General features: G+C 60.6%; 16 protein-coding genes. 7 read left to right on the top strand and 9 right to left on the bottom strand.

Translation table 11 applies throughout. From position 1 onward, the window contains the following. The first annotated feature begins 132 nt into the window (after positions 1 to 132). On the top strand, positions 133 to 4,848 hold the full coding sequence (locus tag NUH86_RS15670; protein WP_267250343.1) for a DUF3320 domain-containing protein: 4,716 nt from the start codon (positions 133 to 135) through the stop codon (positions 4,846 to 4,848). A gap of 235 nt (positions 4,849 to 5,083) precedes the next feature. On the opposite strand, the gene NUH86_RS15665 is transcribed toward NUH86_RS15670, so the two are convergent. The 6 genes from NUH86_RS15665 to NUH86_RS15640 form a co-directional block, all read right to left on the bottom strand. After that, positions 5,084 to 5,737, bottom strand: a complete 654-nt coding sequence (locus tag NUH86_RS15665; protein WP_267250342.1) for a PepSY-associated TM helix domain-containing protein — start codon at positions 5,735 to 5,737, stop codon at positions 5,084 to 5,086. Between the two features lie 5 nt (positions 5,738 to 5,742). Further along, positions 5,743 to 6,423 (bottom strand): hypothetical protein, encoded by a 681-nt coding sequence (locus NUH86_RS15660; protein ID WP_267250341.1) that lies wholly within the window; start codon positions 6,421 to 6,423, stop codon positions 5,743 to 5,745. Between the two features lie 45 nt (positions 6,424 to 6,468). After that, on the bottom strand, positions 6,469 to 8,592 hold the full coding sequence (locus NUH86_RS15655) for a TonB-dependent receptor (protein WP_267250340.1): 2,124 nt from the start codon (positions 8,590 to 8,592) through the stop codon (positions 6,469 to 6,471). Positions 8,593 to 8,737: 145 nt separating this feature from the next. Continuing rightward, on the bottom strand, positions 8,738 to 8,995 hold the full coding sequence (locus tag NUH86_RS15650) for a MerR family DNA-binding protein (RefSeq protein ID WP_267250339.1): 258 nt from the start codon (positions 8,993 to 8,995) through the stop codon (positions 8,738 to 8,740). Between the two features lie 172 nt (positions 8,996 to 9,167). Next, complete coding sequence (locus NUH86_RS15645) at positions 9,168 to 9,575, bottom strand: glycine zipper 2TM domain-containing protein (protein ID WP_267250338.1); 408 nt, start codon at positions 9,573 to 9,575, stop codon at positions 9,168 to 9,170. Positions 9,576 to 9,994: 419 nt separating this feature from the next. After that, on the bottom strand, positions 9,995 to 12,085 hold the full coding sequence (locus NUH86_RS15640; RefSeq protein WP_267250337.1) for a TonB-dependent receptor: 2,091 nt from the start codon (positions 12,083 to 12,085) through the stop codon (positions 9,995 to 9,997). 465 nt (positions 12,086 to 12,550) lie between these two features. Here NUH86_RS15640 and NUH86_RS15635 point away from each other — a divergent pair, with 465 nt between their 5' ends. From NUH86_RS15635 to NUH86_RS15610, 6 genes are read left to right on the top strand one after another with little or no spacing between them, the layout of a single operon-like run. Next, the gene (locus NUH86_RS15635) at positions 12,551 to 13,750 is read left to right on the top strand and encodes an ATP-grasp domain-containing protein (protein WP_267250336.1); all 1,200 of its coding nucleotides are present in this window, start codon (positions 12,551 to 12,553) and stop codon (positions 13,748 to 13,750) included. After that, entirely contained in the window at positions 13,747 to 15,534 is a 1,788-nt protein-coding gene (locus NUH86_RS15630; RefSeq protein ID WP_267250335.1) for an IucA/IucC family protein, read from the top strand. Before NUH86_RS15635 ends, NUH86_RS15630 begins: the two co-directional genes overlap by 4 nt. Further along, positions 15,531 to 16,709 carry an MFS transporter gene (locus NUH86_RS15625; RefSeq protein WP_267250334.1) on the top strand — a complete coding sequence of 393 codons (1,179 nt, stop codon included), beginning with the start codon at positions 15,531 to 15,533 and terminating at the stop codon, positions 16,707 to 16,709. The genes NUH86_RS15630 and NUH86_RS15625 overlap by 4 nt, the downstream gene beginning before the upstream one ends. A gap of 16 nt (positions 16,710 to 16,725) precedes the next feature. Then, positions 16,726 to 18,528: an IucA/IucC family protein gene (locus tag NUH86_RS15620; RefSeq protein ID WP_267250333.1), complete on the top strand. Its 1,803-nt coding sequence runs from the start codon at positions 16,726 to 16,728 to the stop codon at positions 18,526 to 18,528. Further along, a complete protein-coding gene (locus NUH86_RS15615; protein WP_267250332.1) occupies positions 18,525 to 19,757 on the top strand; it encodes a type III PLP-dependent enzyme in 1,233 nt (410 codons plus the stop codon). The genes NUH86_RS15620 and NUH86_RS15615 overlap by 4 nt, the downstream gene beginning before the upstream one ends. A gap of 31 nt (positions 19,758 to 19,788) precedes the next feature. Continuing rightward, entirely contained in the window at positions 19,789 to 20,556 is a 768-nt protein-coding gene (locus tag NUH86_RS15610) for an HpcH/HpaI aldolase family protein (RefSeq protein WP_267250331.1), read from the top strand. A 205-nt stretch (positions 20,557 to 20,761) separates the two neighbouring features. Here NUH86_RS15610 and NUH86_RS15605 read toward each other — a convergent pair whose 3' ends face one another. The 3 genes from NUH86_RS15605 to NUH86_RS15595 form a co-directional block, all read right to left on the bottom strand. Then, positions 20,762 to 21,247, bottom strand: coding sequence for an RES family NAD+ phosphorylase (locus NUH86_RS15605; RefSeq protein WP_267250330.1), 486 nt, complete (start codon positions 21,245 to 21,247; stop codon positions 20,762 to 20,764). Further along, a complete protein-coding gene (locus NUH86_RS15600) occupies positions 21,244 to 21,678 on the bottom strand; it encodes an antitoxin Xre/MbcA/ParS toxin-binding domain-containing protein (RefSeq protein WP_222886403.1) in 435 nt (144 codons plus the stop codon). The genes NUH86_RS15605 and NUH86_RS15600 overlap by 4 nt, the downstream gene beginning before the upstream one ends. 444 nt (positions 21,679 to 22,122) lie before the next feature. Continuing rightward, complete coding sequence (locus tag NUH86_RS15595; RefSeq protein WP_013039775.1) at positions 22,123 to 23,472, bottom strand: IS1380-like element ISSp1 family transposase; 1,350 nt, start codon at positions 23,470 to 23,472, stop codon at positions 22,123 to 22,125. Positions 23,473 to 23,487: the final 15 nt, after the last annotated feature.

The raw sequence follows: 23,487 nt of genomic DNA, 5'->3' as shown, positions 1-23,487 counted from the left end.
GATCAGTAAGATCTTCCAGCTTGAACCAGCGGGTCGGTTCCAATGAGAAACGAGATTTACCCCGAGCCTAATTTCAAATTAAGGTTGTGGAATCAATGATGCCGTTTCTCATCTCTCAACTGCCTAGGTGCTATGACCGACCTGTCGACTGACCCGCGCGCCACACACAGCTCAGATCCGATCCGCAGCCGCTCCATCCAGCGCCTGTTCGATGATACCCGCAGGCGGTTGGTAGAGACGGGAACGCGTAACCGACTTGTGCATGTCAATCGGGCGAACACGCGGGGTAATGTTCTGAACATCGTCAATGAACGATCAGATGATGTTTATGCGCTTCTTTCGGGCGGGAAGGCAATGCGGTTCCGTGCTCTCGGACGCGACCAGCGGGATACCGATGACATTGTCCTGGCAGAGAATATCGACGGCGACATCGGCGAAGGTCGCTACACAGACGATCAGCTCGAAACGCGACTAGGGCCGGACGCCCTTGCCAAGAAACTGCTCAAAATCGCTCGAGAGGCAAAAACTGCCGAAGAAGAGCAGGGCATCAACATCCTGTACATCGCCTTAGGTTTTGCGACTTGGTTCGAGGACAAAGATTCGGGTGTGGCTCGAGAAGCCCCTCTGGTGCTGTTACCTGTTGAACTGGTCCGCGATCAGCGCCGCTCAACATATGATCTCCGAGTTCGCCCAGAGGACATGATGACCAACTTGCCGTTGCAGCAGCGCTGGCAAGAAGATTTCGGCATTCGGCTACCCGAAATCGACTATGACATGGATGACTGGCGCCCCAGCTACTATCACTCCCAAATAGAGGCGATTGTTGCTGAGCGACCGGGCTGGAAAGTGAATCGTGATGCGATCCAGCTTGGCTTCTTCTCCTTTTCGAAGTTGCTGATGTATCGAGACCTAGCGCTCGAGGCCTGGCCGAAGAACGCCTTGGAAACACACGAGCTGACGCAAGGCCTTCTCCACGAAGGATTTGCACACGAGTCCCCCCTCTTCGGCCCAGAGGATCGGCTCGATGCCGTTTTGCCCCCCGACAAACTGTTCCACGTTGTCGACGCCGATGCGAGCCAAGCAAAGGTGATCGAGGAAGTCCGGGCAGGCCGAAATTTGGTTGTGCAAGGACCGCCTGGCACCGGCAAGAGCCAAACCATCACGAACATCATCGCTGCGGCGGCCAAGGAAGGTAAGACCGTCCTATTCGTCGCCGAGAAAATGGCGGCCTTATCGGTTGTGCATGATCGATTGGTAAAAGTGGGCTTGCGCGATCTTATCCTTGAGCTCCATTCCAAAACAGCAAACAAGAGGGCTGTACTCGGCGAGTTGGCTCGCACCCTGAGCGCCGGGCAGGCGGTACCGGCGATGCCGCCAAAACCGGAAGCCCTTCGCGGCGTCCGTGACAGGTTGAATGACCTCGCGGATGCGTTGCATGCTCCAATCGGTACAAGTGGTGAAACGCCGTTCACCGTCCTCGGCCGACAAGCCCGATATCTAGGCATGGGTGCCCCCATGCCCACGCTAGATGCGCAGGCTGTGGCTTCGATGTCTCGCGATGAGGAAGCCGCGGCGAGCGACCTCATAACCCGCTATGGAGCCTTGCTCGCCACAGCTGGGCCTCAATCCCTGCATCCATTCGACGGCGTAGGCATGATTGACCTCCAACCAGTGGCCGTTGCTCGCCTTGGTCAAGACTTAACTGCTGCAGTTGATGGGGCAAAGAGGTTGAGGGCGGCCCTCGACGCACCAATGTCAGCAGCCGGTTTAAATGATGCTCGGGCAATTAACGCTGCGGGCCCTTTACGCGATCTGCTGGATCGAATTGATGGGTTCGACGCTTCCGATGCAACGTTGGCGCGCCGACTTCTTTCGATAGCCGACGCAGCCCGCCTGATTGACGGACTAAACGTGGCCGCCGCTTGGCGCACCGCGCAGGACAACGCCCGGGCTGATTTCATCGAGTCGGCATTTGAAACCGATCCCACGCAACTGCGCGGTCCGCTGGTTGCTGGCACTGGATCCTTCTTCGCCCGCTGGGGCGGAGCCTATCGAACCGCATCTCGCACGCTCGCCGGTCTATTAAGAGGGCCGATACCAAAGACCGCCGACGAGCGGCTTGCTCTCGTCGACCTTCTTGCAGACATCCAGACCCTTCGTCGAGGGTGGGGCGACGACGAGGCGTGGCTAGCCACAGTTCTTGGCGACGATTGGCGCGGTGAACGGACTGACTTCTCCCGAATTTCCCGTGTCGCGGAATGGTGCGATCGAGCTTCCGAAGGGGCTATCACCCTCCAACCAGACCGTCTCGTGGCGATCGCTAGTGATGCGCCCGCGCGGGAACGCCACGCGGCCGACCTAGATGCCATCTTTTCTGAGACCCGTGATCGGTTGGCAACAACGATTGGGGCGCTCGACATCGACGAACGGCGCTTCGGAAATCCCCATGCCGATGTCGACCTCGCGGTCGTGTCAGGAGTTTTTGATGGCATGGCAGCTGCCATTGACCGGTACTCAGAATGGGCCGCTCTGTGTCAGGCACGTGCGGCGCTTGACGCGTTCGGCTTAGCGGAACTGGCTGACCGCATGGCTGCGGGATCGCTGGATGGGAGCGCGGCCGTAATTGAACTGAAATTTGCCCGCGCCGAGCAGCTATGGAACGCTACCTTGGCCTCCAATCCAGCGCTAAAGGAAGTCGCATCCCTGGACAGACATGCATTGGTCGACGATTTCATCCAGCTTGAGCGCTCTCGTTTAAAAGAGAATGTGACCTCGATTCTCGCCGATCACCTCGCGCAACTGCCGCAAGGCGCGCAGGGCGAAATGAAGGTGATCCGGGGCGAGATAGGCAAAAAGAAACAGCAAATGGCTCTGCGCAAGCTGTTCCTCAATGCGCCTGTCGCGATCCAACGGATCAAACCCGTGCTGCTAATGAGCCCCATTTCTGTTGCGCAGTTCCTCACGCCAGGTTTGGTCAGCTTTGATCTGTTGGTTATCGACGAGGCCAGCCAAGTTCGACCCGAGGATGCATTGGGTGCTATTGCTCGATCGCGGCAGATTGTCGTGGTAGGCGATAAGCAGCAGTTGCCGCCGTCCTCCTTCTTCGATCGCCTCTTAGCCGACGGTGATGGCGAAGCTGATAGTTTAGATGAGGAAGAAGAAACGATTGAGGATTTGCTCGAGAATGCCGCTGCGCTTGGGTCCTCCGAAAGCATTCTGACACTATGCGAAGCGCGCGGTCTGCCAGGCCGAATGTTACAATGGCACTATCGCTCTCGCGATCCTTCACTGATGCGCGTGTCCAACGCTGAATTCTATAACGAAGCATTGGTCCTCCCACCCTCTCCCCTCGAAAAAGACGCCGCCTATGGCCTGATCTTTACCCAGGTTGACGGGGTTTACGATCGCGGTGGACGACGAGACAACCGCATTGAGGGCGAGGCTCTGGTCGCTCGCGTACAGGAACATGCGCGGCGCACGCCCGACCTTTCCCTTGGGATCGTAACTTTCAGCCACGCACAGAAAAACACGATCACCGAATTGCTCGAGTTAGCGCGACGGGATGACCGTGATCTCGACTCCTTCCTTCGAGAAGGTCGCGCCGAGGATCTGTTCGTGAGGAATATTGAAAACGTCCAAGGCGATGAACGCGACGTGATTCTGATCACCGTCGGATATGGTCCGACGCAGGCCGGTGGTATCATGGTCGGCGCGAGCTTTGGCCCGGTGAATAGCGAAGGCGGGGAGCGACGGCTCAATGTGCTTTTCACCCGAGCTCGATTGCGGTGCGAAGTTTTCGCTTCGTTTGATCCGGGACAGCTTGACGTGAGCCGAGCCAGCCAGCCCGGCCCCCGCATTCTCAAGCGCTTTCTGGAATACGCGAAGTCCGGTGCGATTGAGCAGCCCACACTAACCGGGGAAGTGCCCGACACGCCGTTCGAAGAAGATGTCGCAGAGGTGATTCGCAGCCTCGGCTACCTTGCGGACCCGCAGGTCGGTTCGGCCGGTTTCCGGATCGATATCGGGGTACGCCATCCCGATCGCCCCGGCAGCTATTTGCTTGCTGTGGAGTGTGATGGTGCGACCTATCATTCAGCGCTCTGGGCCCGCGAGCGTGACCGTCTCCGCCAGGATGTCCTTGAGCATCTCGGCTGGCGCTTCCATCGGATCTGGAGCACGGACTGGTTCTATGATCGACGTCGGCAAATCGAACGCCTCCGGGCAGCGCTCGAGGCTGCACGCCTAAAGGAACGTGATGAGTTGGTAGTTGCTGGGGCCAATGGCGGAGAACCAGAAGTTGAGCAGATAAGTCTACCCGAGCGGATCGAACTGCCTGAAGTGGTTGCGCGCGTGATGCCTGCATATGTTCGGGCTCAACCTTGGGCCGCGACCGCTATCGAGCCACATGAGGCTCCCACGCCGCTGCTCATTCCACTGGTGCAGGAGATTGTGGCGGTCGAAGGACCGGTCCATGTTGATGAGGTAGCGCGCCGTATCGCTTCTGCCTTCGGGAAAAAAAGCAGCGGTAAACGAATTTTGGCAGCCACACATCAAGCACTGGTTTCTGCCAAGCGCAAAGACGCTGACCTTCAGAATGACCACGAGAATTTTTGGTTTACTGCAGCGCAAGCCGCCGAGCCGCCCGTACGAGATCGATCAGCCGAGAGTGGTTCCACTTTTAAGGCGGAAGCTCTTTCCTTGCTAGAGGTGCGCGCAGCAATTCGCCTAGCGCGGGAGGACAATCCCGGCGGTGATGATCCGGATCTGATCCGCGCCGCTGCACGATTGTTGGGATTCAACCGAGTAGGCCCTGACCTCCAAACACGAATCGGGGCCGGGCTCGATTGAGGGTGCTTTAGCGCCCTTTCCATATCGCTCAAGTGATGCCGCCTTGTCGCCATCCCCTTGACCAGGTGGCGCGCTGTAGAAGCGGCGCTGATCGGCTCAACTTGGCCGTTAGCCGACTGGAAGGTATCCATCCGCGACTTCAGGATAGCTGCCATTTGTCGCCCACGCGATTTGGAGGCGGCTTGCGACGCAGCCCTTCGCCCAGGCTGAAATTTTTCCTTCCCCAAGCGAACTCCTAGAAGTGAGGCCATGCCGCCGCGACCGACCAGGCGAGTGCACCGGTTGCAAGACCACCCGCAAGTAGGCGTGGGCCATGCAGGCGAGACCAAAGCAGGAAACCGGTGATGGCCATGGCGCCAAGCGCACCGGCGATGCTGTCGATCAGCAAAACCCAGGCGACCCCGAGACCCGTTCCTTTGTGCAGGTTTTTGACCACATCGAGCAGGCCAATAGCGTCGCGTTTGACCGTTACAGCCGTTCCGCCCACGGGATATTCGGCGGTGAGCCTGCCATTCGGCAAATGAAACATCACGCGCCAGATTGGGACCAGCGGCCGGTCCTTGCCAAGGAACCGGCCCGACGATCTGCCGCTCGGTGGCTCTGTGACCGCGCGGGGATCGGCTGCAAGCGAAAGTTCGCGCTTCACCCATTGACCAAGCGCTTTTTCGTCCTGGATCTTCGCGGTGCCGAGCGGCAGCGCAGCCTGGCTGAGTTCGACAGGTTCGCCCGTATCGATCTTCATGACTGTCCGATGATTGAGCAGGAAGCCGCTAAATCCCAGCAACAGAAACAGCGCCGCTCCCCAAAAACCGGTCCAGGCATGGACGCGTTTCAGCCAGATTAGGAAGCGAACGCGCTGAAGGTGCGCCGGAACGAAAAGCAACCGCATCGGTCTTAATGATGGTGGGGATTGGAAACAGGGGCGGTCACAGTAGGACCACCGGATTGCACGATGGCGAGCGTCGCACGATGCTGCTGGCGCTCGAAGGCTGCCCCGGCGTAGGCTCCCGGACCTTCTTCGCTATGGACGACCTCAAGAACATAGAGGCCGCTCCAAGGCGTGGAGAAGCGCACCTCACCGCGCTCGTCCGCAGCTTCCTCGCGGGTCCAACCGTTCGGCGCGTGGACGAGAAGCTTGGCCTTGGACAGAGGCTGGCCCTTGAAGACCACCGTCGCGGTGGTGGGGCTATGGGGCAGGATGTCGAGCATCATCGGACGACCGCCCGTTCCCCAACGTGCATAATAGAACGGCTTGACCATGCCGAGGCCGCTCGACCGCCAGTCCTTGACCGGCACCGACAGATTCTCAGCAGTCACGCTTCGCGCCGCTGCGGCCCCGGTGATGGCGATCCGATCGCCGGCAAGGGAAGTCGTGGCGATGCGGTCCGCGACAGAAACCTTCGTTTCAGCCATTTCATCGAGACGGCCGGGAGACTTTTCGACGATTCCTTCCTCGAACTCGCCGAAGCGAACTGCGGGACCCGCGGCCGGGTCGACCCAGAGATAATGCGCCCGGACCGGGGAAGCGGCGCAAAGAAACGCCACCATTAGGGAAATCGCAGCCGTCCTTTTCATCGTGCCCGCTCCTCGCCGATCTCACTCACAATCTACCCTGCCCGATCAGAACCGCGCCCGGAGTGAAAGCTGTAGGCTCCGCGGTTCGCCGGGCAGTGCGCCGATGAAGGTCGGCACACTGTACCATGTCCGGTTCGTCAGGTTGTTGACGACGAGCTGAGCTTCCCACGCTTCCTGCCGGTAGGACAGCGCCGCCCGGACCAATGTGTAGGAGGGCACGCGCAGAAGTTCGAGCGAGTCCACGTAGGAAGCGCCCTTATAGGTTACGCCCGCGCCGAAACCCAGCCCAGCGAGAGAACCCTGTGGCACCGTGTAAGCGGCCCACAAGGCACCAGACGTTTCCGGTGTGGAACTGATGCGCTTGCCCAGCATCGACTGATTGGTGGCGAGCAGTGTCACGGACGACAGAGCCGCCGACCGATTGATCGCATCGACATATGCGAAATTGCCGATGATGCTGAGGCCATCGAACGGCGAGCCGACCACATCCAGTTCGACGCCGCGCGAACGCTGCTTGCCGACCGGCTCGGGATTGCCGCCTGGAACCAGCGTCACGAAATATTTGTCCCGCTTGGTCTCGAACACCGCCAGATTGGCGTTGAGGCGTCCGGGGATGATCTCGGCCTTGATCCCCGCTTCGACCTGACTGGAGCTTTCCGGAACCGGCGTGAGGCTGGTCGATTCAGTCTGGATGCTGACGAACTTGCCCCGGGCATACCCGCCGTAGAAGGATAGCTGCTCGCTCGCCTCGTAGACGGCTCCCACCTGCCAGCTGAAGAGGTTGGGATTGCCGGCGATGCGGCGCTGAGTGGCACCGACGAAGCCCTCATCCACCAGCTTCACGCTGTCGTAGCGCACGCCGCCGCGAAGCTTCAGGACGTCGGAAATATCCATCTGCTCCTGGGCATAAACTGACATGCTGTCCGACTGAATGCGCCGGTCGAAGCCAAGCGTCGTGACTATTGGGATCGCCGTCTCGGGCGCATCGATCCGGCCGCCGATGATGCCGGCATTGGGCAGATTGTAGTTGCGGCGCACCGTCGTCATGTCGGTGCTGTTATATTCGACGCCAAGAAGGATGGTGTGCTTGATCGCGCCGGTGGTCGGGGTGATGACCGCTTCGGCCTGGGCTGTCCAGAACTCGCTGTCATCGACCTGCGTGCGCCCGTTGCGACTAGTCGAAACACCCGCTGCGTTCAGGATATTGCCGCCCGCGTTGCGCGCCACCTCGATATCGCGGGTGTCGTAAATGACCGCCGCGCGAAGTTGCAGGTCGGGAAGCACCTGCGCGCGATCGCCGACGGTGAAACGGTGCAGGGTCTGATCGGCATAGTTGAAGGGGCTGTAGAGTCGCGATTTCTCATCGACGTCCGCCAACTTGCCGTCAACCGTGAAGGGAATGCCGTAATTATCGACCACCGAGTGGCTGTCGCGATAATCGTAGTCGAGAACAAGCTCGTGGCCTTCACCCAGCTTCACCGACACGGTCGGCAACACCTCCGTGATGCGGCGCTTGAGCCCGCGATAGCCGTCGGAATCCTCGTAGTTTCCAATCAGCCGGGCGTTGATGCCGCCCGTCAGCGGACCCGTAATATCGCCAAAGGCGCTCCAGCTGTCCCACCGGCTGCCGATCGAGCCGCCAACCTCGCCGGACCATTCATCCTGCGGCGCCTTGGTGATCAGATTGACCGAACCACCTGCCTCCGCGCGACCGTAAAGCGCCGATCCGGGACCCTTGAGAACCTCCAGAACCGAAACGTCGGCGAGGCTGCGGCGGTAGCCCATGAATGAGGGGCCGTCCGGCAGGCCATCGCGCAGGAACCGCATTGGCAGGCCGCGGATGAGATAATTGTCGGCAACGCCATAGCCGCCGGCGAACACAGGTGCCACTGCGCTGGCATTGGCGAGCGCGTCGTTCATCGAGTGAACGCCCTGGTCGCGCAGCACAGCCTCCGGCACGGTGACGATCGCAGCCGGGATGTCCTTGTTTTCGACATTCGTCTTGCTGCCCGTTCCGGGCGCTGTAGCAGTGTAGCGCTGCCCCTCGACCGTGATCAGATCATAATCGCGTGGCGACGTGCCCGGTGCCTCTGCTGCTTTTTCCGCCGCTTGAGCATTGGTTGCCAACACGACAGCCGCGGTCGCGGCCCACACCATCTTACGCATCATCTGGTCCCCCTCAGGAATCGCTGTTGCGACTAATTAGTAGGAAGGCCAGCGTCAACGTAAGATTGCGAGGCATTCGCAGGGGATTAAGTGGATCGAAGGTGCCTGTTCTCAAATTCTAGTCGGAGCGAGCGCGACCGAGAACAGCTTAAGCATCGTTCAATCGAGGACTAAGTGACTCTATTATACGACAATTGGCGAATTCGTACCCTGACAGCTTTCGATGCTCGAGTTCGGTTCGCAGCGCCTGGAGATCCGCAATCTTGCGGTCGATCTGTGCAACATGCTCGGACGTGATGTCGTCGACCTGCGAACAAGGAGCATTCTGATCGTCGGCCAGCCGGAGCAGCGCGCGAACTTGCTGGACCGTGAAGCCCAGGTCGCCGGCGCGACGGATGAACGACAACCGCCTGAGATGCCCGCCCGTATAAATGCCTGAACGGCATGTTAATCACGCTTCGCGACCCGAAGGCTCTGACGTTCAGAGACTTCTCCTGACCCGGCCCCAAAATGGCCGGGTCATTTTTGCGAATCAGCGTATTGCACGGTAAGGGCCGTTTCCCGAACAGCGCTGACTTTCAACAGCCAGAATTGCGATCGACCTCGCGGCCGAGCAGCGCGCCCGCACCGGCTCCGACGATGGTGCCCGGCGCGCGGTCGCCATAGCGATCTACCGAGCGCCCGAGCAGCGCTCCCGCTACACCGCCTAACAGCAGACCGGTCGTCCCGCTGCCGCCGCAGCGATAGCGACGCTCGTCGCGATAATGGCGCCTTGGCTGATAACGCGGGCGTTCATATTCACGGCTTTCATAATAGCTGCGGCGATAGCGCGGACGATCGTCATGATCATCGTCGTAGTCATCATGACGATATTCTTCGTAACGATACCAGCTACGCTCCCCGCCATGGGCGTGAGCCAGCGATGGCAGTCCCGCCATTATCGAAGCAGCCAGCGACAGCGCCAGGATCGGCTTGCGGATCAGCATCTCGAAATTCCTCCCATTGCGACGGCTCCCGTCTCCACGGACGCCCTTATTCCAGCCGGTTGCTGGCTAATACATGAACGAAGAATGCCGCGCGATCACCCTACCGTCTTGTCAGCACCAACGACCTGCGTACTGCCCGATCTTTGCGAGAGGCGGTTGCCCGCCCATGCGAAACAAAATCTCGAACATACGGCCTGCCGGGGCGGAAACGACGCAGTTCCGCGCCCATGCACCCCGACGATCGTGGATGCCCCTAGTCGGGCGTTTCCCACGACCTACCATCGCCCCGACGCAGAACCCTGTGACCACGCGCAGGCGATGCTCCCGGAAAAGGATCAAACCGCTGGGGGCAGCTTTACGGTGCCAGCCTGTTTATTGAAGGTCTCAGATAAACAGGCTCGGCGGCATGAAACGGCGACCTAGAAAGTCACGCTGACAGTGCCCATGACCGAACGCGGCGCACCGGGCACATTCAAGATGGGCGAGGTTCCATGGCCCGATACGATATAGTGCTTGTCCGCCAGATTATAGGCGTTGACCTGGAGGCGGACGGGGCCGAACTGCGCCCAAGCCATCGCGTCAAAAGTGACATAGCTCGGCAATATGGTCGTGTTCTGTGGATCGGCCCAGCGGTCATCGACATAGTTGACGCCCCCTCCGAGCCCGAAACGACGCGCGATCGTCTTGGTCACAAAGAGATTGGCGGAATTGAGCGGGGTGAGCGTCGCCCGCTTGCCGATGAAGGCGGCCGTCGCGGACTCGGTTGTGCGCGTATCCAGATGGGCATAGCCCGCAACCGCACGGATATTCTCCGGCAGGTCAAGGGCCGCTGACATCTCGAAGCCTCGCGTGCGCTGCGTCCCGATGGGCTCGACGCGTTGGGTTGCAATATTGGTGCCCTTGATACCGGTGCGACGGAGGATGAACGCCGCAGCCTGGATTGACAGTTTGCCGCCCAGCAGCGTGTATTTCGCGCCGATCTCATTGTTCGTCGTTTGCTCTGGCGCGATATCCGAATTATTGGCCGCCAGCGCGAAGGTCTCGCCGGAAGGCTGGAAACTGCGGCTCCAGGAAACATAGTAAGACTGCGCATCATCCGGTTGGAACAACAGGCCGGCACGCGGGCTCCATTTGCGATCCGTGCGGGCAAGATCCGTTTGCCCCGGCAGGCGCAGGTCGGTCTTCTGGATGAACCAGTCGTGGCGCAGGCCCAGCATCGCCTTGAAGCCGTGGCCGAAGTCAATGAGATCCTGGACGTAGAGCCCCCGCGTCTTGAGCGTCGTTTTCGAATTGTCGATTATTGTCGTGAAGGATGAATTATCGACCACTGGCAACACCGGGTCAAATATCGACGTGACCGCGACCGTGCGAGCGGCAGAACGCAATGCGAACTTCTGCTGCTGGGCAATTTCAAAACCATAGAGAATGGTGTGGTTCGTTCCGGCGAGCGCCAGCTTCTGCGTCAGTTCGGTCTGGTTGGACCAGCCATCCTCGTTCCGATCGAACCAGCTATGCCCCAGCGTCACCGTCCCCGCTGCGGCGTTGACCGCTGTGGGATTCGTGCTCTGCCGGTCGAGTTGATAGTTATAATGGTTGAAGCCGTTGCGCAGGCTCAATGCATCGGAGAAACGATGGGTAATGGCGACACGCTGGGAGAACACCTCGCTCTCGACGAAGTCGGCCTCGCGCGCATTGGCCGCGCCGTAGTAAGTGGAGCGTGGCACATCGACCGGCCGGCCGTCGAGTGCCGGGATGCCCAAGTCCATGATGCGGCGATCGGTCAGATAGTCAGCCTGGAGCAATATGGTGGTATCCTGGCCAGCGCCGAACAAGAAGGATGGCGCGATGGCGTAGCGCTTGAGGAACTGCTGGTCGCGGTAGCTGCCATTGTCCTCTGCGGCCCCGGTCAGGCGAAACCCGACATGCGACCCCGGATCGAGCATGCCAAGGTCGAATTCGCCGCGATAGCTGTCGAAGGAACCGGCCGATAGCGTCACGGCCAAGATGTCGCGATCAGGCTTCTTCGTAACGCGATTGATCAAACCACCCGACGACCCGCGGCCATAGAGCACGGCGGCGGGCCCCTTGATCACCTCGATACGCTCGACGTTGGAAAGATCACGAAAATAGAGGGCATCGTCACGGAAGCCATCGACGAACTGATCGGCAATCGCGGTGAAGCCGCGGATCGTCACCTGGTCTCGTTGACCGTCGCCGGAGGAAAAACCGACGCCCGGAACATTCTTCAGCGCATCCTGCACCGACAGCGCGCGCTGATCGCGCAAAACCTCTGCCGGAACCACGGCGATCGACTGCGGGATGTCGCGCAGGGGCACCGGAATCTTCGCTGCACTGGTATCAACAGGGATATAGCCCTGGGTGACACCGTTGACCACGATGTCGCTGCGCGGGCTCTCAGCCTCGCTTACGGTGTCTTCCGCCAAGGCAGGCAGACCTGCGATCATTGCGATGGTTGCGACGGAAAGACCGAGTGTCTGACGAATTAGCATTGGTGCGGCTACCCCCTAGATAAAACCCTGATAAAAAGAACGAGGGGCGCTTACCGCTATTGCGATTTGTTTGCAACTCTGTATCAAACTGTATCAGAGGGTAGCGGGCCGTGAGGGCACGTCGCCACAAAGATGCAGTCGAGCGAGGGCCGCCCAAGCGGGCTCGATCAAAAAGTGATGTAATTTCTGCAGCATCGCCTGTCCCAACAGGCGATCTCAGAGAAAGACCATCCCGTCGTGCGTGCAGAGGCATACTGCACTGACCGACTGGATTTGTAGCGGAGACCCCGATAACAAACATTAATCGCTAATGAGTCGCATTATCTTTCTTCAGATTATGACGCGGTAGGGCAGCCGAAGCGGCCTCCCGCATTAATCCTGGCTGCAACCAATCGGCTCCAATGCCAAGCGCATTCTGCGCCGTCGCCTAGTCCCTTCAATTTTAGACCTTCAACTGGAGAGCCCATGCCTGATCTCGCAATACTTGCACATGTGCCTACAGACGCCGTAAATGAGGGGTTCCTGCCGGCTGCGCATCGACTTGGCTTGTCCGTGGCCCTGCTGACGGACCATGCGGATGCTCATCGCCGCCATTTCGCGCAGTCCGACCTGCCCGCTTATCCCGATCAGATCATCGCCTGCGACGTCTTCAATCCCATCGCCGTCATCGAGGCGTTGGAAAGGAAAAGCCCGAACGCGATCTTTTCCAACAGCGATCATCTGCAGACGAGTGCGGCCACGGCAGCCTACCATCTGAACCTGCCGGGCAAGGATCAGCGCGTCGTCTACCGTGCCAAGAACAAGGCTGCGATGCGAACCTACATGGCAAGCAACGGCATCGACATGTTGTGGCACAAGATCGTCGCTGACGATGCCGACCTGATTGTCTCGAAGGAAGCTCCTTTTCCAGTCGTCGTGAAACCGCGCGAAGGCGTCGGCAGTCAACTCGTCCGGCTCATTCAGGATGAACGGGAGCTGGCGGAATATTGCCGGTCCGTCTGGAAGGAACGTCCCGGCTGCATTCTGCTCGTCGAGGAATATGTTTCGGGCGATCTCTACACCCTTGAGACTCTGGGAGATGGCCGGAGCCTTTGCGCGCTAGGCGGTTTTCGGGTTACCCTGTCGCCTCCCCCGCATTTCGTCGAACTCGCGGCAGAGTGGGGCAATTGGCTCGATGCGAAAGATCAGGACACGGTGTTGCATCAGATCCGCGCCTTCGGCGTCGGCTTCGGTTCCTGCCATACGGAATTTGTCCTCACCCCCAATGGACCCCGGCTGATTGAAATCAACTATCGCACGGTCGGGGATAGGCGCGAATTCCTCCTCGAAGATACGCTGGGCTTCCCGCTGTTCGAAACCATCCTCCGGCTGCACCTGGGCGAGCCGCTCCCCGATCTGGACCCGGGCAGCCGGACCGCAGCGATGCGATATTTTCCGACCGTGCGAAGCGGTGAACTGATCAAGGCGCCCGAGGCATTTAGCGAGGCGGCTAACGGGGTTTCGCTGCGTTATCGTCCGCTCCGCCAGGCAGGCGACGCGATCGCGATCAGCAATTCGAACAAGGATTATCTGGGCGTACTTTCTGCCAGCGCACCGAATGTTGCCGTGCTCAACAAGGCCATGGACGCGGCGACCAATCGCCTGAACTGGGAAGTCCGGGCATGAGGGCGTCACTCCGCTTCGAACAGGAAGATTGTCCGGATTATCTGGCGCGTCGTGTCATCGACGCCTTTCTGCGGGAGGATGTGCGCGAATGCGTCAGTCGCGGAGCGATGATGCCCGGTGATGCCGAAGTGCTCAGGGAGGCGAAGTTGGATAGCGCGCCAGAAGACAGTTGGCTGCGCATCGACCATCTTGGCGGGACGCTCTGGCTGGCGGTTGGGCCCGGCCGCTTCATGCAGGATTGGCGGCTTCGCGCCCTGCCGGCTCTCTGGCTGCAGAGTGGGAAGACCAAATATCTATTTGGTCTTTCCGAAATACTCGCCTGCTTCCGCGAACAGCTGGACAACGAGACACAGAGCCTTCACCTCGCTTTCGCTGAGGAATGCGCGGTCGCCGCAGAGCATCGCGCCCTGTGCGAAGCCGAGCGGTCGCGGTGGTTCGCAGCGCGTGACGAAGAGCCCGCAGGTTGGCCGCAATGGGCGAAAAGCCTCGTACGGCATGACCGCCTGGCGGCATTTCATGACCATCCCTTTTATCCGACAGCACGCGCAAAACTGGGCTTTTCCACCGAAGATGTTCGCGCTTATGCGCCTGAGTTTCAGCCGGCGTTCGAGCTGAACTGGCTGGCCGTGCCCAAGACCCGCTATGAAGGCACACGACTTCCGGGATCCATTCGTCCGGATTTCGAAGAGCTCGGCCTGAACTCATCCCTGAGCGCGGACCACGAACTGTTGCCGGTTCATCCAGCGCTCTGGCAAGATGGGCTCGAGCAGTTTCTGGCGCAGGCGGATCTGACGGGATCGGTAATCCGGGCGCCGCGCACGTTCTTGAAGGTCCTGCCTACCCTGTCGGTGCGAACGGTGACGCCGCTCGCCTGCCCAACCCTTCATCTCAAGCTGCCGCTGGCGATCCGCACGCTTGGCGCGAGCAACATCAGAACGATCAAGCCCAGCACGATCGTCGATGGCCACATCGTTCAGACGATCCTGCGCGATGTTGCGCGCGAGTTGCCGGGCCTCTCCGAACGCCTGCTGTTGACGGACGAAGAGAGCGGGGCGACCGCCTTTGGCCAGAGTTTCCTGGGCTTCATCCTGCGCCGCTATCCAGACCAACTGGACGAGGAAACCGTCACGCCCGTCGCCGCGCTGGCTGCACCGGAGTCAGGCGGCCAGCTGGTGGCGGAAACTTTGGCGGATCGCTTTTTTCAAGGCGACGTCGATGCCTTTTTCCAAAGCTATCTCGACCTGGTCCTGCCCCTTCATCTCAGCCTGTGGCTGAAATATGGCATCGCGCTCGAATCCAATCAGCAGAATTCGCTCCTGCTCTTTTCCGACGGCCCCATGCGGTTGATGCTCAAGGACAATGATGCGGCGCGCATTCGCAGCTCGGTTCTGCTTCAAGCGCGGCCTGATCTGGCCAGCCGTATCGCAGCGATCAGGGATCGGCGCATCGTCGTCGATCACGATCTGCCGCTGGCGCAAATGTTCATCACCATCACGCTCCAGCTCAATATCGCCGTGCTGGTCGAAGCCCTGCACATGGCGGGCCGGGCGGATCGGGAAAGCCTCTATGGGCTTGTCCGCGCGACCATCGCGGTTTGCCTCGACCGATTGGCCAGCGAGCATGTCGACGTGAGATCCGCTCAGCGCCACTTGCTGGAGGCCGAGCGACTGCCGCTTAAATATCTGCTGCGGGCGGCAAGCCTTGAAAGCAAGGCCCAGACCGGCACCGCCGACGTCAACAAATTTTACGGCGTCACGGCGCCCAATTTCTTGAGGCTCGCATGAAACAGCGTTCATGGACCATAGCCGCCATCGTCGTAGGGCATTTCACCGCGGCCTTCTCAGCGCTCGGCATGCCTCCCTTCTTTCCCCTGATATTTTCGCGGTCGCTGCATAGCGACGCGGACTATCTCATTGGCTGGGCCTATGTCCTGCCGGCGGCCATGACCGCGCTGAGCGCACCCATGTGGGGACGACTGTCGGATCGCTTCGGCAAGAAGGCATTGTTGTTGCGCGCCCAATTCGGCCTTGCCGGTAGCTTCCTTCTGGCGGGCTTTGCGGAGTCAGTACCGGTCTTTCTGCTGGCGCTCGCCCTCCAGGGACTGTTCGGTGGCACATTCGCGGCGTCGAGCGCTTATCTGGCAACGATGGTCGACGGAAAGGGACTCACCCGGACATTGACGCTATTGCAGGGGTCGGCGCGCGCGTCGCTGTTCGTCGCACCGGTGGGTCTGGGGTTCGCACTGCTCCAGACCACGCCCATCGAGACCTACCGCTATCTGGCCTTGCTCCCACTCGCCGCCGCGCTGCTGATCGCGTTCCTGCCGGCCCCCGAAGCGGCGCCTGCCGCCAAACCCCATTCGGTGTCCGGCAAGTCCGCTTCGGGCGGGTCAGCACGATCGGAACTGTGGACGCTGGTTCTGATCCAGTTCGCCTTCGCCTTCGGCACCGTGGTGACGTTTCCCTATTTCGTGCCATTCGTCGACACTCATCTGGGCGGTGCGGATTCGGCGCTTACCGGCATGCTGTTCGGCCTGCCGCACCTTGTCTACCTTTTGGCGGCGGCGCCGCTCAGCCTCTGGCTTGGCCAGAAACATCTCGATGCGACGGTGTCAGCGGCATTTCTTCTGCTGGCGGCCAGCCTGTGCGGGCAATTGTTCGCGAACACCCTGCTTTCTCTCACCCTGTGGCGTCTCGTCATGGGTGTTGCGATGACGGCAGGCTTTATCGGTCTGCATGGCATGATCGCCAGTGCAAGCCGATCCTCGAACGCCGGCCGCACCTTCGGGTGGCTCGATGCCGCTTCAAAATGGGGCGGCGTGGCCGCCGGTGTGATCGCCGGCCTCGCGGTTGAAGCTTTTGGAACCAATGCTCCACTGGTGCTCGGCGCCCTGGTCCTCGCGGCAGCGGCAATCGCGCTCGTCAGTCGCGCGTCCATTCCCCTTCTGCAGGCTCGATGAATCGGAGATTATTTCCATGCTCACGAATTTGGCTCACCGTGCAATGGCGGCTGATGATGCCGAGGCAGGCCAACACTGCGCGGAAACGCTGCTCAATTGCTACTATAGGGAGGTCGCCGCTCCGGACGGCCACATCATCTTCGACTCGCCGTTCGGCCAGAATGACTGGCCAATGGCATTACGCGTCGCGAATGCTCAAGGCGGAGTGATCCAGCTGCATCTGCCGCATTCCCACGCGCGCCTCGTGGCCCAGGCGAAGCCCCCGTTGCCAGCGGGCCGCCTACGCCTGCGTTCGCCCCTTTACGCCCGCATGCCGGAAAAGGCGTGGGCGCCCATCGAATGGCGTGAGCTTGCAGCTTTGCTGATTAAAGAGCTGTCGCTTGGCCAGGGCGCCGAGTTCAATGAAGAACTGCTCACGCAGATCTACGACAGCGTGGAGAACGTCTCGGCCTTTCAAACCGACCGCCCCGCCCGAAACGACATCGACGACCCATCGACGCATTATATCGAGTCCGAGCAGGCGCTGGTCCTGGGACATGCTTTTCACCCGGCCCCGAAAAGCCGCCTCGGCTTCGACGCGGGCGACCGCGCGCGCTATTCCCCCGAACTACGCACGCAGTTTCCCTTGCACTGGTTCGCGATGCCCCAGGAAATGATCCGTCAGCGTTCATTGCTGCCGTCGTCCGCCGATGCGCTCATCGGCGACGAGGCCGGTATCCCGACGATCGATGGCCAGGCGCTGGTCCCAGTGCATCCCTGGCAGGCCCGGCACGTCCTTGGTCTCGATCCCGTTCGCGATGCGATCGCAGCCGGGCGGATCAGGGATTTGGGAATAGCGGGCGAGGATTATTTTCCGACCTCCTCCGTGCGGACCTTGTTCCGGCCCGGTGCGGCCTTCTTCCTGAAGTTGTCGCTTCACGTGCGCATCACCAACTGCCTGCGCAAGAATGCCCATTACGAACTGGAGGGAGCGGTCGAAATGACGCGGCTCATCCGTGATCTGATGCCCCGGATGGCGATGTTCCCCGACCTGCTGGTTCTGGAAGAACCCGCCTACCTCACCGCTGATCTGCCCGGTGCCGAACCGGAACAGCGCGCAGAGGTCCAAGAAGCGTTCGGCCTGATCCTGCGGGAAAATGTGGAGCACATTATTGACCAGGGTTTCACGCCGCTACTCGCGGCCGCGCTGTTCGCGGACGATGCTGGCAGAACGCCGCAGGCGCGCGATCTCTGTCGGGGCATTGCGCGGCGGGAGCAGCTTTCCTACGCTGCGGCCGCAGAAGCCTGGTTCGATGCTTATGCCGGGCGCCTCGTTCCCCCCGTCCTTCACGCACTGTTCGGGGAAGGTATCGTGTTCGAACCGCATCTCCAGAACACATTGGTCGGGACGCGTAACGGCTGGCCGGAGCGGATCATCCTGCGCGATTTCGAAGGCACCAAGCTTGTCGCCGGCCATTATGACGCCGGGCGCGTTGCCCATCTCGAACCGACCGTGCAACTGGCTCTATGGTATGACGAGGATCGAAGCTGGAACCGCATCGCTTACTGTCTCTTCGTCAATCAGCTCGGTGAAGCCGTCGACCATTTGGCGGAAGGAGACGCTGCGCTGGCCGGAAAACTATGGCATATCGTGCGGCACCATATCGAAAGCTATCAGGAGGCGCACGGATCGCGGGCCTCCTCTGAACGGTTGAGCACGCTGCTTTCAGGAGCCCCTCTGCCTGCCAAGACCAACCTTTTAGTCCGATTCACGAGGCAGGCCGATCGCAAGGCAGGCTATGCGCCACTCGCCAATCCGATGGTGGATGCGTCAGCATGATGGCTGACTGGACCCGGATAACCACCGCCGCCCGGAACGCCCAGGCAATGTCCGAGGAGCCATGGTGCGGCTATATCTATGACTTGGAACTCCTCCGGCAGCACGCACAGCGGCTGGTGGCGTCGCTTCCGGCCAATTGCGATCTCTTCTACGCGATAAAGGCCAATTCCGAATATCCGATCCTCGATACGCTGGCGCCGCTGGTCGCCGGGTTCGAGATCGCATCGGGAGGAGAGCTGGCGTGGGTGCGGGAGCGCTTTCCCGATCTGCCGGTCGTGTTCGGCGGGCCGGGCAAGACCGATGCGGAGCTTGTTCAGGCCCTCCGCTCGGGGATCGAATATGTCCACGTCGAAAGTATCGGAGAACTGGTTCGTCTGGGCCAGCTTGCCCGTCAACATGGGGTCCGCCAGGCTATATTGCTTCGCATCAATCTGCCGCTCGCGCGAGCGCATGACGTTCCGCTCGCAATGGGCGGCAAGGCGACTCCGTTCGGCATCGACGTCGCTCTCCTGCCCGAGTGCCTGCATCTGCTCGACGGCTTTCCCGAACTGACGCTGGACGGCGTGCATTTCCATCTGATGTCCGGGCAGCTCGATGCAACCGTGCATCTGCGCCTTCTCGAACATTATTTCACGACGTTGGCGCAGTGGGAAAGCGTGCATGGCCTGACCATGCGCCACATCAATGTCGGCGGCGGCATCGGCGTCAACTATCGTGATCCCACCCGGCCGTTCGACTGGCCCACCTTCACCCAGGGACTGCATGATATCATCGACCGGATGGATCTGGGGCGGTGGCGCATCCGCTTCGAGATCGGCCGTTTCCTGACCGCGGGCTGTGGCGCCTATGGGATGGAGGTGCTCGACATCAAGCGCAGCTTTGGCCGCACATTCGTTGTGGGCCGGGGTGGCACGCACCATTTCCGCACGCCTTACGCGCAGGGCCACAGCCATCCCTTTCTCGTGCTGCCGATCGATCGTTGGTCGCGCCCCTATCCGCGCCTGACAGCGAACGCCGAGCAAGTGACGGTCGTGGGCCAGCTCTGCACCCCAAAAGATGTGCTCGCCACCGATGCTCCCGTCGAGCGGATACAGGTCGGGGATCTGTTGATCTTCACTCTCGCCGGCGCCTACGCATGGCACATCTCGCATCATGCATTTCTGCGTCATCCCCACCCAGAGCAAGTCTATCTCGCCTCGCAGGAGAGCATGAATGTTGCAGCCGAATAGGCTCAAGCGAGCGTTAGCCGCCGGCACGCCGGTGTTCGGCCTGATCAATTCCGTGCCGGCGCCTTTGCTGGTCGAAATGCTCGGATATGCCGGCTATGACTTCGTGATCATCGACCTTGAACATAGCTGCACGAATCTGGAAACCGTCGAACATGCGCTGCGCGCTGCCGAATGTTCGGGCACGACGAGCCTGGTCCGTGTCCCAAGGGCTGATCCGGCCATTATCCTGCGTGTTCTTGATGCCGGCGCCCAAGGCATCGTTATTCCGCATGTGAGCAGCGCCGACGAGGCAAGGGCGGCGGTATCCGCAAGCCGCTATCACCCATTGGGCACCCGCGGCATTTCTGGCGGGCGGACAACCGGTTTCGGCACGATTGGCCTCACCGAATATTTTGCGCTGGCAAACGCGGAAATTCTTGTCGCGGTGATGATCGAGGATCGTGCTGGCGTCGATGCGATAGATTCGATCCTTGCAGTGCCCGGTATCGACCTTGTTATCGAAGGCGCTGTGGATCTGTCACAGTCTTTCGGCGTTCCCGGGCAACCTTTGAATCCAGCTGTCCAGGCCGCTATCGCTCACCTCGCTGATCGCAGCCAGGCTGCGGGAATACCTTTTTGCGCCGTTCCACGCGCCGAGGGACAGATCGAGGCATGGCGTCGCAAGGATGTGCGGGCGTTTCTCGTGGGTGATGATCGGGGCGTCGCGTTTCGAGCTCTCAAGGCGCACCTTTGCGATTGGCGCGACAAGGGCGACCGGGCTTACCAGGCCGCTTCGCAGATTGAGGCTCCGATGGGCTGATTGCCGTCCAAATCCTACTTCTCAATAGCGGCCGGCCGGAGAGTTGGAACGCACTTTACCTCGATCATCACCGGGAACCCGACAGTCGAGAAAGTTCCCACTCTGGTCATGAATTGAATGACTGATTCCAAGTGCAGGAAAATCGCGCTCGGACGGCAAGAAATGGCGCACTGTGCCCCGGCCGATGGTCCGCGCAAAAAATTGGCTAGATCTGGAACAGGCGCAGGTCCCAAGGTACCGGACTCGCCATGTCGTGAGTAATTTTGGCCGCCTCGGGGTGACGCAGATTTATGAGTAAGTTGCGCTCGATCCGACCGCCGGGGATTGATGGGACGATGAGTATGCACGAGCGATATTCGAGACACCATGTGGCACCGAAGGTCTTCGAAATCGAATCGTCGATCCCGTCCCAGCCCGGATGGGAAGTCTGCGGGAATTCTTCGTAGCTGACGCCCGGCGGAATCGTGATGCGGATGTAGTGCTGGTTCCCGGGAAGCACCCCGTTGAAGTGGGCGAGTTTCTCGATCAGCGCGGTCGCATAATGCTCAGAAGTGTAGAGCATCGGGCTGCTCGGGGTGTTCCAGCGTCCCGGGAAAAGGCGGGCTCCCTCGTCATCATAGATTGGATGCTTTCCTGCAGGGTCACCAATCCGGTAGCTGTAGAGAACCCTGTCAACGATCCCCGGCTTCAAGCGCCGCCGCCATAGGCCGCTCGGCCGAGGAGATTGATAACAAGATCGGCGCCAATTCCCGTGTCGGTAGCCACGTCAATCGGCCTCTGGTCCTCAAGCATTGGGTGCGAACGGTAGAGAAACTCGCGCGCCTTGATCTCGTCGTGATAGATCTCCATCGCAAATTCCCAGACCTTGGCGACGGCCGCGACACGATTGCCTTCGTCAACGGTGAGCTTTGGCTCGCTGGCGCTTTTGCGCCGCGTCAGCGTTGCACGGGGCACGAAGCGATACGGGAAGCTAGCGTCGTCCGGCGCGATCGCCTTCGACAACCGCTCTAGCGAGGAGAGCGGGAGTCCAGCCTTGATGCGGTTCGCGATCGCCAGCGGCGATCGCGGGCCTGTCTTTAGCCCGAGCGAGTCAGCGAGGCCGCATGCTTCCGCGATCATCATTATTCTCCTTCGTTCATATGAGCCATATATATGGCTCATATGGTCAAAAGACAAGATCGAACCGGTCGGACAATGGAGCTTGCTCCTCCCTGCAACCCGAGACAGCCTCAGCTAAACGCAGCCGTGCGTTCAACCCGCCAGAAAGCAAATTAATGCAGAGCCATCTTTGTCCGGTTCCAAGTAACCGCGGCACTTGAATGACCGCCCTTGGCGCGATGCCGAACGGCTGCTGGTTGATGGGACTGGCGGCAAGCTTGGTGGGGTACAGGGACCTAGCCTCTCTTATTCACGACGCTCGGTTTCGGGCCCGCTCTGGGCATTTGCTGCGGCTGGCTGTATTGCGCGGACGACCGGCATCGCTGGCGTTTGTTTCACCGCATTCGGATTGATGGGCTTTTCGGGTTGAAGGGCTGGGCTCGGAGTTCTGCGGCGCTGCCGCATGGGCTACGTCGGCGCAGGCTTCAGCCGGAGAACGAGGGCGCGGAACAGGTCGGCATCCGGACAGGCGGAAGCGAAGGCAATGCGGATGCGGCTAGCACTTTCTACGACGCGCGCAGCGACCTTGAGCAGCCGCAGGCGCAAGGTGGTAAACTCCGCGCTTGCCAGAGCAGCGGTCCTGGGCATCGCCTGCTGGATGCGCCATAGCAGCCAGTATGCGGCAGTGTGCAGTATCAGGCGCATCTGATTGGCATTGGCCGAGCGGCACGAGGTTCGGTCGCTGGCGAGCTGGGACTTGTGGCGCTTGATCAGGTTCTCGGCCTGACCACGCGCGCAGTAGAGCGTGTCGTAGATGTGCTCGGCCGATCCTGTTGCCAACGAGGTGACGACATAGCGGATGTCCATGCCCAGCGTGCTGGCCTCGATCCGTGCAACGACGCGACGCTGGCACTTCCAGGTCTTTGCCCCATAGCGGGTCTCGGCATAGTTGCGCAGGACGGGACACTGACGCTGGGCGCGCTTGACCGCGCAGGCATCGGCGACCGCAACAATGGCGGGATCGGCGCGCAGCGCTGAATTGGTGGGCAGGCCGAACACGTAATCGACGCGGGCCGCATCGCAGTAGGCCATGACCTCGGGTCGACCATAGTGCCCGTCGCCGCGGATAGTGATGTGGGTATCGGGCCAATTACGGCGCAGGTGACGCACCAGGCGTCGGATGTGCCCCGCCGCCTCCTTTCCAGAAGGCGTCTTGCCTGTGCGCAGCAGCATGGCCACCGGCCTGCCGGTCGCGGTGTCGTAGATATGGATCGGTAGGAAGCAGCGCTCCCCATGATGCCCGTTCCAGAACGAGAGCTGTTGATAGCCATGCACGACGTCGCACGTGTCGTCGATATCCAGCGTGACCGCTGTCGGAGGGGCGGGATAGCTGGCGCAGTAGATGTCGATCATCGCGGCCATCATGCTGGCCAGTTCGCGCGTAGTCGGTGCATTTTCCCACCGGCTCATCGTCGGTTGGCTGGCCAGCCCCGCGCCCGATTCCGGCAGCTTGCCGAGCGCCAGGCGGAAGCCTGGATCGTCGCGCAGAGCATCGAGATCATCGGCATCCTCATAGCCGCACGCAATCGCGAACACACGGGCACGCAGAATGTCATCCAGGCGATGGATCACCCGCGCTGGATCGCGCGGATCGGCAATACAAGCCGCCAGGCGCTGGCAAATCCCCATCGCGCGCTCGGCCTGTGCAAGCAGTAGAACACCGCCATCCGAGGTAAGCCGGCCACCGTCGAACGCAGCTGTGATTTTCTTGCGGCCGACTGCTGGGAATCCAAATGAGCTTGCGATATCATCGTTCATGGCGGGTGTGGCCCG

Source organism: Sphingobium sp. JS3065 (assembly GCF_026427355.1).
GTDB lineage: Bacteria > Pseudomonadota > Alphaproteobacteria > Sphingomonadales > Sphingomonadaceae > Sphingobium.
Note: the sequence above shows the minus strand (reverse complement) of the source record. Positions and strands in the feature narration are given on the sequence as shown.